The organism is Buttiauxella sp. WJP83 (genome assembly GCF_027594725.1).
Lineage (GTDB): Bacteria > Pseudomonadota > Gammaproteobacteria > Enterobacterales > Enterobacteriaceae > Buttiauxella > Buttiauxella selenatireducens.
The window spans coordinates 4,099,329-4,111,648 of sequence record NZ_CP110080.1; the positions used below are offsets into that span (position 1 = coordinate 4,099,329).

Here is a 12,320-nt window from a genome sequence, read left to right on the forward strand (position 1 = left end):
TAAAAATAGTTAGTATTAACCCTAAATAATTCGAGTTGTGGGTAAGTGTAGCCCCCCCCACAACTTGAAGTATGAAGGGTTTTACTGGCCAGCAATTTTCATTTCTGGCAACAACACTGAACCACACTGAATGTTACTGCGCTTCTCAATATCACTGCCTACTGTGACAATTTCTCGCCACATATCTTTTAAGTTTCCGGCGATGGTAATTTCACTCACCGGATACTGGATTTCGCCATTCTCAACCCAGAAACCAGACGCGCCACGCGAATAGTCGCCGGTGATGCCGCTTACGCCCTGGCCCATCAATTCAGTGACCACCAGACCCGTCCCCATCTCTTTTAGCATACCGTCGAAGTCCAGACCGCGTCCTTCGATGCGCCAGTTGTGGATACCCCCCGCATGGCCGGTGCTTTTCAGACCCAGTTTGCGGGCAGAATAGTTGGTCAGCAGCCATTGTTGCAGGATGCCGTCTTTAATAATGTCACGGCGCTCTGTGCGTACCCCTTCACTATCAAATGGCGTGGATGCCAGCCCTTTGAGCAGATGCGGATGCTCTTCAATTGTCAGCCATTCCGGCAGGATTTGCTTACCGAGCGAATCAAGCAGGAAAGTCGATTTACGGTAAACCGCACCGCCCGCAATTGCGCCAACCAAATGTCCAAACAGGCCGGTTGCTACTTCGGCAGCAAAAATAACCGGCGCTTTCATAGTAGACAATTTACGCGGAGACAGGCGCGCTAACGTGCGGCGAGCGCACTCAATGCCAACGGATTCCGGGCTATCCAGGTCTTCCATCGCACGGCCAATGGTGTAGGCGTAATCACGTTCCATTTCGCCGTTAACTTCTGCAATCACACAGCTTGAAAGCGAGTGGCGAGTAGAGCAATAGCTTTGCAGCATGCCGTTACTGTTGCCGAACACTTTAATGCCGTAGTGGCTGTTAAAGCTGCCACCTTCGGTATTGTTGATGCGTTTATCGACGTTCAGTGACGCGTTTTCAGCACGCGCCGCCAGCTCAATAGCGCGGTCTGCATCCATTTCAGTCGGGTGGAAAAGATCTAAATCTGGCGCGTCAAACGCCAGTAGTTCTTTATCGGCCACACCCGCGAACGGATCTGGCGACGTGTAGCGGGCGATATCCAGAGCCGCCTGCACGGTACGCGCCACGGCATCCGGGCTGAGATCGGTGGTGGAGGCACTGCCTTTACGGTTTTGATGATAGACGGTGATGCCTAACGCACCATCGCTGTTAAATTCGACATTTTCCACCTCACCGTATCGCGTACTGACGCTGATACCAGTGGTTTTACTGACGGCCACTTCTGCGCCATCGGACTGAGCGGAAGCTAATTCCAGCGCCTGAGATACCGCTTGTTCCAGAACCTGACGTTGTTGTGCTACTTGCGTGTTTACTTTCATCGCTACTGCCATAATGTAAGGTGAGTGAATTAAGTCTAACAGGAACAGAACAATTTCGCAGTGAACAGGCTTTACTGGTAGAATTAGCCACTTTTTTTAAGGAGCCTAATATGACTAAGCAGCCCGATGACTGGCTCGATGACGTACCAGATAACGAAAATGAAGACGAAGATGATGAGATTATCTGGGTCAGTAAAAGCGAAATTAAACGTGATGCCGAGGAGTTAAAACGCCTGGGTATGGAACTGATGGAGTTGGGCAAGAACGCGCTCGACAAGATCCCTCTTGATGATGATTTGCGTGCCGCGATTGAATTAGCGCAGAAAATCAAAAAAGAAGGCCGTCGCCGTCAGGTTCAGTTGATTGGTAAAATGATGCGTTCGCGTGACATGGATCCTATCCGTCAGGCGCTCGATAAACTGAAAAACCGTCACAACCAACAAGTTGCGCTATTCCATAAATTGGAAGCATTGCGTGATCGTTTGGTTGAAGAAGGTGATGACGCGATGAGTGAAGTGCTAAGACTTTACCCGGATGCCGATCGCCAGCAACTGCGCGTACTGATCCGTAACGCTCAAAAAGAGAAGGCAGCCAACAAGCCGCCAAAATCTTACCGCCAGATTTTCTCTTATCTGCGCGAGCTGGCCGAAGCCCAGGCCTAACACCCACCCTCATCCCGGCCTTCTCCCTCAGGGAGAAGGAGAAAACCAGACCCAGGCTATCCCCTCGCCCTCAGGGAGAAGGAGAAAACCAGGCACCAGGTTATCCCCTCTCCCTCAGGGAGAGGGTTAGGGTGAGGGTTGTTTCTCTCAACGTATTACTGGTTCTCAGCTTTCTTCACCAGTGCATCCAGCAATTTCTGATGAATACCACCGAAACCACCGTTACTCATCACCAGAATATGGTCACCTGGTTGCGCGGTTTTCATCACCAACTCCACCAGCGTGTCGACATCCGCACTCCAGTGTGCAGGCTGAATACAGGCTTCGGCCACTTCCACCACCTGCCACGGAATATGCGGCGGCTGAAGTAAAAAGACTTCATCTGCACGGCCTAAAGACGGGGCGAGATCGTCTTTGCTCAGGCCCATTTTCATGGTGTTAGAACGCGGTTCAAGCACGGCCAGAATACGTGCGGTTCCGCCCACTTTGCCACGCAGCGCAGCAAGCGTTGCCAGAATCGCCGTTGGATGGTGAGCAAAATCGTCATACACCGTTACGCCGTTCGCTTCACCGCGCAATTCAAGGCGGCGACGAGCATTCACGAAGCTGTCCAACGCTTTCGCTGCATCAGCAGGCGTCACACCCACATGACGCGCAGCGGCAATCGCCATCAGCCCGTTATGCATGTTGTGTTCGCCCACCAGCTGCCAGTGCACTTCACCGACGCGTTCGCCATCCAGATACACTTCCCAGTGAGAAGCATCCGGATTGAGTTTCTTCGCCTGCCAGTGACCTTGTTCGCCCACCAGCTCTTGCTCACTCCAGCAACCCATCGCCAGCGTTTGCTTAATATTGGCGTCGTTTTCAGGCCAGATGATTTTCCCCTGCCCCGGTACGATACGCACCAGATGGTGGAACTGTTTCTGAATCGCTTTCAGGTCGTCAAAAATGTCTGCGTGATCGAACTCAAGATTATTGAGGATCAACGTGCGCGGGCAGTAATGCACGAATTTGGAACGCTTGTCGAAGAACGCACAGTCGTATTCATCGGCTTCAATCACGAAGAATGAGCTTTCACCCAGACGCGCAGAAACGTCGAAATTACCCGGTACTCCGCCAATCACGAAACCCGGTTTGTAGCCGCAGGCTTCCAAAATCCAGGTCGCCATTCCTGCCGTCGTCGTTTTGCCGTGCGTTCCCGCAACCGCAATCACCCAACGGTCACGTAGCACGAAGTCGTGCAACCACTGCGGGCCTGACATGTAAGGGATGTTTTTCTCGAGCACCGCTTCAACACAAGGATTACCGCGCGTCATGGCGTTGCCAATGATCACTAAATCCGGTTGCGGATCGAGCTGGCTTGCGTCGTAACCTTGAATTAATTCAATACCCTGCTCTTCAAGCAGGGTGCTCATCGGTGGGTATACGTTGGCATCCGAGCCAGTCACTTCATGACCGAGTGAACGAGCCAGCATTGCCAGGCCGCCCATGAATGTGCCGCAAATACCCAAAATATGAATGCGCATAAATCTATCCTTTCATCATTTGGCGCACATTCTAACCGCATGTTGGGTGCTGGCAAATCGCATTTAAGTTAATTCCGTATTTTGCTGGCGCGATTCACCTGTACGCTACTATTTGAATCTTTGTTAGGATTGTTGCAATCGTTTTACTCAACTGACTGACTGCAGGGAAAGTGTTATGAAAACGTTAGGTGAATTTATTGTCGAAAAGCAGCACGAGTTCTCGCACGCTACCGGTGAACTGACTGCATTGCTGTCGGCAATAAAGCTCGGCGCAAAAATCATCCACCGCGACATCAACAAAGCGGGTCTGGTGGATATTTTAGGTGCCAGCGGAGCTGAAAACATCCAGGGCGAAGTGCAGCAAAAACTTGACCTGTTCGCAAATGAAAAACTGAAAGCAGCACTGAAAGCCCGAGGGATTGTGGCGGGTGTTGCTTCCGAAGAAGAAGATGACATTGTTGTTTTCGAAGGCGCGGAACATGCCAAGTACGTGGTGCTGATGGACCCACTTGATGGCTCCTCAAACATCGACGTCAACGTGTCAGTGGGTACGATTTTCTCTATCTATCGCCGTATTACTCCGGTCGGTACGCCAGTCACCGAAGCCGATTTCCTCCAGCCGGGTAACAAGCAAGTGGCGGCAGGTTATGTGGTTTACGGCTCTTCAACCATGTTGGTTTATACCACCGGTTGTGGCGTGCATGCCTTCACTTACGATCCGTCACTGGGCGTGTTCTGCCTGTGCCAGGAACGTATGCGCTTCCCGGACAAAGGAAACACCTACTCCATCAACGAAGGGAACTACATCCGTTTCCCGACAGGGGTGAAGAAATACATTAAGTTCTGTCAGGAAGAAGACGCCAACACGCAGCGCCCTTATACCTCGCGCTACATCGGCTCTCTGGTGGCAGACTTCCACCGTAACCTGCTCAAAGGCGGGATTTATCTCTATCCAAGCACCGCAAGCCACCCGGAAGGGAAACTGCGTTTGCTGTATGAAGGTAATCCGATGGCATTCCTGGCTGAACAAGCGGGCGGTAAAGCGAGTGACGGTAAAGAACGTATTCTGGATATCATCCCAGAAACCCTGCACCAGCGCCGTCCGTTCTTTGTGGGTAATGAGCATATGGTTGATGATGTAGAACGTTTTATTCGTGAGTTCCCGGACGCTTAAGGCTCCCGCCCTCACCCCGCCCTCTCCCCCAGGGAGAGGGCGAAAACTGTACCGTTCCCTCTCCTGGGGGAGAGGGTTGGGGTGAGGATGGTTTTAAACCATTAACACCTAAACGTCGCCATTGCCGCCACAAGCTGCTGCGACTGCTCCTCCAGCGAACGAGTTGCCGCTGTTGATTCCTGAACCAACGCCGCATTCTGCTGCGCCGCTTCATCCATCTGGCTAACCGCGATATTCACCTGCTCAATACCGTGGCTTTGTTCATTTGACGCACTGGCAATTTCACGGACCAATCGGGTCATGCGCATCACTTCTTCCGCAATCTCATCCATGGTTTCACCCGCTTGCTGCGCCAGTTCGCGACCTTCCCCCACATGATTTTGCGAGTCAGAAATAAGCGAACGGATCTCTTTTGCTGCATCAGCGCTGCGGCTAGCCAACGTGCGAACTTCACCCGCCACCACCGCGAACCCACGCCCTTGCTCACCTGCGCGTGCCGCTTCCACCGAAGCATTCAGCGCCAGAATATTGGTCTGGAAGGCGATACCATCAATCACGCTCAGGATGTCTGCGATACGGCCTGAGCTACTGGAGATATCCTGCATTTTTTCAATGACGTAGCACACCATTTCGCTGCCGCGATCGGCGATCTCAGAAACGTCTTTTGCTAACTTGTGCGCCTGCTCGGCGTTATCGGCATTCTGTTTCACCGTCGCGGTTATCTGCTCCATGCTGGCGGCTGTTTGTTCGAGCGACGTTGCGGTTGATTCAGTTCGCTGAGAAAGATTGAGGTTACCCGCGGCCAACTCCCGGCTGCCGGTATCAATTTGCGAGCTGGCGTCACGCACACGGCTGACCGACTCCATCAAGGAATCACGCATCACGGTAATCGCCGCCGCCAGACGACCAAACTCGTTATTCCCCGCCGCGGGCAGTTGCTGGGTTAAATCGCCTTTGGCGACAAACTCCAATTGTTCAATCGACTGGTTAAGCGGTTTAAGCAGCAGATGACGCAGTGCCAACCACACCAGCACGATAATCCCAGCGGTGAGCAATGCAGCAATAATGATAAGCGTCAGGACGATAGTTTTGTGCCGTTGCACCGCTTCAACTTCGCTGTTGCCGCGCTGCTCGCCCCACTGTTTGAAAATATCGACATCCGTATCAAACTTCTGCGACAACGGAATCAGGGTGTGTTCGAGCAAATCGTAGTAATCATCGGGGTTCTGTTTGCCAAGAGCGGCCAGCATCGGGTTGATGCCTTTTGCGAGGTACTCCGCATAGCTTTGCGATAAGTTCTGAACCAGACGATTGCCTTCTTCGTCACCCACGCCGCTGTCGATGAACGCTTTTAACTGCTGCTGCGCGGCGTTCACATCGCTGGTGACGTAGTCAGTGGATTTGGTTGCATCTTCCAGCAAACCAATTTCCATCTGCCTGACCGCCTGCCCTGCGCCATTGCGCGCACGCAGCAAAGAAACATAGCCATCAGACAAGCGCACCATCTGCTCGCCCTGTAAGCGGTTGATTTTTTCCAGTGAGGCTGAGCTTTGTTGCAGGGCATAAATGCCCATGCCGCTGACAAATAACAAAAGGAAGGTCATGACTGCCAGTAACGTCAGCAGCCCCGTGCGAATAGACAAATTTCTCAACATGCTCTTTTCCCGGTGGCAGTACGATTGATTAGTTATCGACCGCCCTCAGAAAATATTTAGTTAGCTTTGCCCTGGTCGAACATTAATCCGCTTCACCGGCGAGCTTTGGCGGTTTTCCCACAGCACCGTCAGGCCGCGTTGTAGAGCAATGAAAATGAACAGCAAAATGCCGATGGCGATTTTCGTCCACCAGGAGCTGAGCGTACCGTCAAAGTTGATATACGTCTGAATCAGCCCCTGAATCGCCACACCAAACAGCGTACCGAGAACGGTTCCGACGCCGCCGCTTAACAACGTGCCGCCAATCACCACCGAGGCAATCGCATCCAGTTCCACACCCATTCCTGCCAGCGCGTAACCCGCTGAGGTATAGAGTGAAAAAACAATTCCCGCGAGAGTGGCAAGGCCGGTCGAAAGCATATAAATGCGGACGGTGGTGCTGCGCGTTGAAATCCCCATCAGGTTTGCCGACGTGGCATTGCCGCCAATGGCGTACACCTGATTGCCAAAACGAGTACGGTGCGCAAGGAAAATGCCAATGACGACGACGGCTAACATCAGCAAGCCCATGGCGCTCAAACGCCCGCCGCCGGGAATACGCCAGGCGAGGTTTGAAAGGGTGTCGTAAATCGGGTGATCAATGGGAATCGACTCTTCCGACACCAGGTAACTGACGCCGCGCAGGAAGAACATTCCGGCGAGTGTAATGATAAAGGCTGGAATTTTCAGCCCATCAATCAGTAGCCCCATAAATGCGCCAAATGCACAGCCCATCACCAGGACCAACGGGAAAGCGACTAACGGCGATAATCCCCAGAAGCCAATCGCTTTCGCGAGGAATACGCCGGTAAAAGCGATCACCGAACCGACCGAAAGATCGATGCCGCCGGACAGAATCACAAAGGTCATGCCGACAGCAATAATTCCGAGAAACGCGTTATCGGTCAAAATGTTGCAAATCACCCGCGTGGACGCAAAACCGGGGAATTGCGTCAGACAGTACAGATACCCCAGCACAAACACCGCCAGGGTAATCATCAACGGTAAGTTACGTTTGATCATGGCGACGGAGTCCTTTGAGCAGAGCAATAAAACGTGGTGACTGAACGATCAGCACGCACATCACCACCACGGCTTTCACCACCTGGTTAAGCTCAGGTGGGAAGCCAGAAAGCAGAATGCCGGTGTTCATCCCCTGAATAATCAGCGCGCCAATCACGGAGAGCGCAATGTTAAAACGCCCGCCCATCAGCGAACCGCCGCCGATGACCACCGCCAAAATCGCGTCCAGCTCCAGCCACAGCCCGGCGTTATTGGCATCGGCTCCACGAATATCGGCGGCAACAATAATCCCGGCAATCGCCGCACACAGGCCGCTAAGCATATAAGTGAGCATCACGACCGTGCGCGTATTCACACCGGCATTTTTGGCAGCACGAATGTTGATCCCGACAGATTCGATGAACAATCCCAGTGCCGTTTTGCGAGTAAACAGCCAGAAAATCAGCAGCGTTGCCAGTACGATGATCACCGGCGTCGGGAAGAAGAACAGCGAACCGCTGCCGAGATACGAAAGGTTGGGAGAGTTGAAGGTGACGATCTGCCCAGCGGTGATCAACTGCGCGACCCCGCGTCCGGCGACCATCAGGATAAGCGTGGCAACAAACGGCTGAATCTTGAGGATCGCCACCAGGATCCCGTTCCACAGGCCCGCCAGCACACCCACGCCCAGCGAAGCCAAAATCACCACCGTCAGGCTGTGCCCATCAACGGTCAACGTCGCCGCCGTCGCACCGGCAATCGCCATCACCGCGCCAACGGAAAGATCGATACCGCCGGTTGCGATCACCAGCGTCATGCCGATGGCCAATAATGCGACCGGGGCCGCACGGTTAAGAATGTCTATCGGGCTGCCAAATAGCCGCCCGTTTTGCACCACGATGTCGAAAAAATGGTTGGCGACCAGGCTATCAACCAACAGGACCAGCACCAGCGCCACCAACTGCGGAATGCCTGGCGGCCAGCGGAAACTCCGCTTTGGCTTATCGACATCCGCCTGCGGCAATGAACGAGGCATCACGTTTTACTCCTTATGCCGCAATGGCATTCATAATTGCCGATACAGAAAGCTCAGCCAGTGGGATCTCCGCCACCTGCTGCCTGTCGCGCATGATGATCACCCTATCCGCATAACCCACCAGTTCTTCGAGTTCAGACGAGATCACCAGCAGCGCCAGGCCATCGGCACAGAGCGTTTCGATCAAGCGGATAATTTCGGCGTGCGCGCCAACGTCGATCCCGCGCGTAGGTTCGTCGAGGATCAGGAATTGGGGTTTAGTCAGCAACCAGCGCGACAGCAGGACTTTTTGTTGATTGCCGCCAGAGAGAAATTCAATCGGCTGATCGGGGCTCGGCGTGCGGATCCCCAGTTGGCGGATAAACCGTTCGGCTATCTGATACTGCTCACGTTTCGGGATCGGTCGCAACCAGCCGCGCTGGGCCTGCAAGGCGAGGATAATATTTTCGCGCACCGAGGCGGCGGCAATGATCCCATCGGTTTTCCGATCCTCCGGGCAGAATCCGATCCCCAGTGACGAGGCTTTATGCGGCGAGCGCAACGACTGCGGTTTGCCTTTGATCCACGCATTGCCGCTGTCTGCGGGCTTGATCCCAAATATCACTTCAGCAGTTTCGGTACGGCCCGATCCCAGCAGCCCGGCAAGACCGACGATCTCACCTGGGCGAACGTCGAGATCAAACGGGTTGATCACCCCTTTCTTACCGAAATCTTTAAACGCGGCGACCGGTTTATCGCTCAGCAATGTGCGGCCTGCGCGGTTCAGGGCGTTCGTTTCCAGCTCGCGCCCCAGCATCATTTTGACCAGTTCGATCTGCGGCAGATCGGCCGTTGTTCGCGTGCCAACGAACGCGCCGTTGCGCAGAACGGTGATCCTGTCAGTGACTTCATAAACTTGATCGAGGAAGTGCGTGACGAAGATCAGGCTCACCCCCTGATCGCGCAACTGGCGCATCAGGGTAAAAAGCATTTCGACCTCTTTGGTATCGAGGCTGGCGGTCGGTTCGTCGAGGATCAACACTTTGGCCGACAGATCAATGGCCCGGCAAATCGCCACAATCTGCTGCATCGCTACCGAATAGCGGTTCAGTGGTTCGGCGACATCCAGTGAAAAACCGTAGGATTCCATCAGACGGGTGGCGCGCTTTTCCATCTCTTTGCGTTGTAAAAAACCGAAGCGACGGGGTTCGCGGCCAATAAACAGATTGTCTGCCACCGACATGTTCGGCAGCAGGTTAACTTCCTGATACACCGTACCGATGCCAAGCTGCTGGGCATGAGCGGTGTTTTTCGGTGAAATCAGTTCACCTTCGAGATAAATATTGCCGCTATCGCGTTGGTAAACGCCGGTAAGGGCTTTGATAAGCGTAGATTTTCCCGCGCCATTTTCGCCCAATAACGCCATGATTTCGCCGCGTTTAAGGCTGAAATCGACTTTGTCGAGCGCTTTGACCCCTGGGAAATATTTCGATAAGCCTTCCGTGCGCAGAATTTCCTGGTTGTTGTTTGTGTTCATGACAGCCCCTCACCCCGGCCCTCTCCCTGAGGGAGAGGGGGAAAAGCAAAATCAAAACCCGCTCGATCTGTCCCCTCTCCTGGGGGAGAGGGTTAGGGTGAGGGGTAAATCAACTTAGTAACCCATCGATTTCTTCTTCTCGAGCTCTTCTTTCGCCGTATCCGGGAGGTACAGCGTGGACTTGGTGATAGTCACTTTTTCCGGCATGGTGCCGTCTTTCTTGAACTTCTCGAGTGCGTCAAACGCCGGGCCTGCCATGTTTGGCGTCAGCTCAACACTTGCGTTCGCTTCACCATCAATCATCGCTTTGTAGATATCTGGCACACCGTCGATGGAGCCGGTCAGGATATCTTTGCCCGGTTTCAGCCCCGCTTCTTTAATGGCCTGAATCGCACCGATCACCATGTCATCGTTATGGGCGTAAACCATGCAGATGTTTTTGCCGTTGTTCTCAGCTTTGATAAAGCTTTCCATGACTTCTTTACCTTTACTGCGGGTAAAGTCGCCGGACTGGGAACGAATGATTTTCACGTTGGACGCTTTGGAGATAGCGTCGGCAAAACCTTTCTTACGGTCGATGGCCACACTCGCACCCACGGTGCCTTGCAGTTCAACCACGTTACACGGCTTGCCGTTGAGCTCTTTGAGCAGCCACTCACCAATCAACTGGCCTTCCAGTACGTTGTTGGCGGTCACCACCGTCATGTACAGCGACTTATCTTTGACGTCGATATTACGGTCGAGCAGGAATACCGGGATTTTTGCCTCTTTTGCTTCTTGTAATACAGGCTCCCAACCCGTGGCGACGATTGGCGCGATGAAGATAGCGTCAACGCCCTGAGCGATAAACGAACGTACCGCTTTAATCTGGTTTTCTTGTTTTTGTTGACCGTCAGCGATTTTCAGCGTGATGCCACGTTTCTGAGCTTCGCTCTTCGCCACTGACGTTTCTGCTGCACGCCAGCCGGATTCAGATCCTACCTGCGAAAATCCGACGGTTAACGGAGCAGCAATCGCCATAGACGACATAGCTGCGGAGACAGCTGAGACCAAAAGTAAGCGCTTCCACATAGGTACATCCTCGTAGGGTTATTGTTGGTTAATACCTAGCCTTCGGGAAAAACTATAGACGACGTATGCGTTAACAGAATGAGTTACATCACAATTCAAACAAGTCATCTACATGCTTGTAACCGCTTACAAAATTTTATAAAGAATACGGCTATGTTTATGGATAAACGCGTTGTCGGAGGACGGTGAAACCAGGGAACAGACTAAGAAAAGAGGAAAAGACATTCTGTGCCATTCCGCTATAATACCGGGCACTTGAATGACACCAGTTTAAAGGAAAAAGACATGAGCTTACTCAACGTCCCTGCGGGCAAAGATCTGCCAGAAGACATCTACGTTGTTATCGAAATCCCAGCAAACGCTGACCCTATCAAATATGAAATTGATAAAGACACCGGCGCGCTGTTCGTTGACCGTTTCATGTCCACCGCAATGTTCTATCCGTGCAACTACGGTTACATCAACCACACCCTGTCTTTAGACGGTGACCCGGTTGACGTTCTGGTCCCAACTCCGTACCCACTGCAACCAGGTTCAGTGATTCGCTGCCGTCCAGTTGGCGTGCTGAAAATGACCGATGAAGCAGGCGAAGATGCCAAGCTGGTTGCGGTTCCGCACACCAAACTGAGCAAAGAATACGATCACATTAAAGATGTGAACGACCTGCCAGAACTGCTGAAAGCGCAGATCTCCCACTTCTTCGAGCAGTACAAAGCTCTCGAAAAAGGCAAATGGGTTAAAGTTGAAGGCTGGGACAATGCAGAAGCGGCTAAAGCTGAAATCATTGCTTCCTTCGAGCGCGCTAAGAAGTAATTCTTACGTTGCTGAATGCATGTGAAAACACCGCCAACTGGCGGTGTTTTTTTATGAACTAATACTTCTCTTTATCTAACCAGTTCCCGCTTTCGATGCGGGTTAGCCCGTCGACTGGCCGCTGGTAGACATACATCCACGCACTGCCATAGGGGGTCTGAATCAGTTGGCGTTTATATTCGCCGCCTTTGGTGCGCAACGCATCCAATTCAGAAAGAGTCGAAGCATCGATGCGATACACTTCACCTACGACCACGCCTTCACCCGGAACGACGCCCGGATAATGGCCAAGGCTGTATAAAGCGTAATTTTCGACATGATGCTCCCCAAGCCACTGGGCGTTGGTCATCCAGTGACTATTACCTTGCTTGCGTCGTAAACTGCCGTAAACAAATATTCGCATT

11 protein-coding genes are annotated in these 12,320 nt (G+C 52.8%); 3 read left to right on the top strand and 8 right to left on the bottom strand.

Features of this window, described 5'->3' with window-relative positions:
- Positions 1-81: 81 nt before the first annotated feature.
- The gene (gene pmbA / locus OH773_RS18915) at positions 82-1,434 is read right to left on the bottom strand and encodes a metalloprotease PmbA (protein WP_270140934.1); all 1,353 of its coding nucleotides are present in this window, start codon (positions 1,432-1,434) and stop codon (positions 82-84) included.
- 98 nt (positions 1,435-1,532) lie between these two features.
- Between pmbA and yjgA the strand changes: the two genes are divergently transcribed.
- Positions 1,533-2,084: a ribosome biogenesis factor YjgA gene (yjgA, locus tag OH773_RS18920; RefSeq protein ID WP_183272593.1), complete on the top strand. Its 552-nt coding sequence runs from the start codon at positions 1,533-1,535 to the stop codon at positions 2,082-2,084.
- A gap of 155 nt (positions 2,085-2,239) precedes the next feature.
- Here the strand turns inward: yjgA and mpl are convergent, their stop codons facing one another.
- Positions 2,240-3,610 (bottom strand): UDP-N-acetylmuramate:L-alanyl-gamma-D-glutamyl-meso-diaminopimelate ligase, encoded by a 1,371-nt coding sequence (gene mpl / locus OH773_RS18925; protein ID WP_270140936.1) that lies wholly within the window; start codon positions 3,608-3,610, stop codon positions 2,240-2,242.
- 175 nt (positions 3,611-3,785) lie between these two features.
- Between mpl and fbp the strand changes: the two genes are divergently transcribed.
- Positions 3,786-4,784 (top strand): class 1 fructose-bisphosphatase, encoded by a 999-nt coding sequence (gene fbp / locus OH773_RS18930; protein WP_183272591.1) that lies wholly within the window; start codon positions 3,786-3,788, stop codon positions 4,782-4,784.
- Positions 4,785-4,885: 101 nt separating this feature from the next.
- On the opposite strand, the gene OH773_RS18935 is transcribed toward fbp, so the two are convergent.
- The 5 genes from OH773_RS18935 to ytfQ form a co-directional block, all read right to left on the bottom strand.
- Positions 4,886-6,439 carry a methyl-accepting chemotaxis protein gene (locus tag OH773_RS18935; RefSeq protein WP_270140938.1) on the bottom strand — a complete coding sequence of 518 codons (1,554 nt, stop codon included), beginning with the start codon at positions 6,437-6,439 and terminating at the stop codon, positions 4,886-4,888.
- A 60-nt stretch (positions 6,440-6,499) separates the two neighbouring features.
- On the bottom strand, positions 6,500-7,501 hold the full coding sequence (gene yjfF / locus OH773_RS18940) for a galactofuranose ABC transporter, permease protein YjfF (RefSeq protein ID WP_183272589.1): 1,002 nt from the start codon (positions 7,499-7,501) through the stop codon (positions 6,500-6,502).
- Complete coding sequence (gene ytfT / locus OH773_RS18945) at positions 7,488-8,519, bottom strand: galactofuranose ABC transporter, ATP-binding protein YtfT (RefSeq protein ID WP_270140941.1); 1,032 nt, start codon at positions 8,517-8,519, stop codon at positions 7,488-7,490. The genes yjfF and ytfT overlap by 14 nt, the downstream gene beginning before the upstream one ends.
- Before the next feature lie 10 nt (positions 8,520-8,529).
- A complete protein-coding gene (gene ytfR / locus OH773_RS18950; RefSeq protein WP_270140943.1) occupies positions 8,530-10,032 on the bottom strand; it encodes a galactofuranose ABC transporter, ATP-binding protein YtfR in 1,503 nt (500 codons plus the stop codon).
- A gap of 114 nt (positions 10,033-10,146) precedes the next feature.
- A complete protein-coding gene (gene ytfQ / locus OH773_RS18955; RefSeq protein ID WP_183272586.1) occupies positions 10,147-11,103 on the bottom strand; it encodes a galactofuranose ABC transporter, galactofuranose-binding protein YtfQ in 957 nt (318 codons plus the stop codon).
- 285 nt (positions 11,104-11,388) lie between these two features.
- Between ytfQ and ppa the strand changes: the two genes are divergently transcribed.
- On the top strand, positions 11,389-11,916 hold the full coding sequence (gene ppa, locus OH773_RS18960) for an inorganic diphosphatase (RefSeq protein WP_110510886.1): 528 nt from the start codon (positions 11,389-11,391) through the stop codon (positions 11,914-11,916).
- Positions 11,917-11,974: 58 nt separating this feature from the next.
- Here ppa and OH773_RS18965 read toward each other — a convergent pair whose 3' ends face one another.
- On the bottom strand, positions 11,975-12,319 hold the full coding sequence (locus OH773_RS18965; RefSeq protein WP_270140947.1) for a gamma-glutamylcyclotransferase family protein: 345 nt from the start codon (positions 12,317-12,319) through the stop codon (positions 11,975-11,977).
- Between the last annotated feature and the right edge of the window lies 1 nt (position 12,320).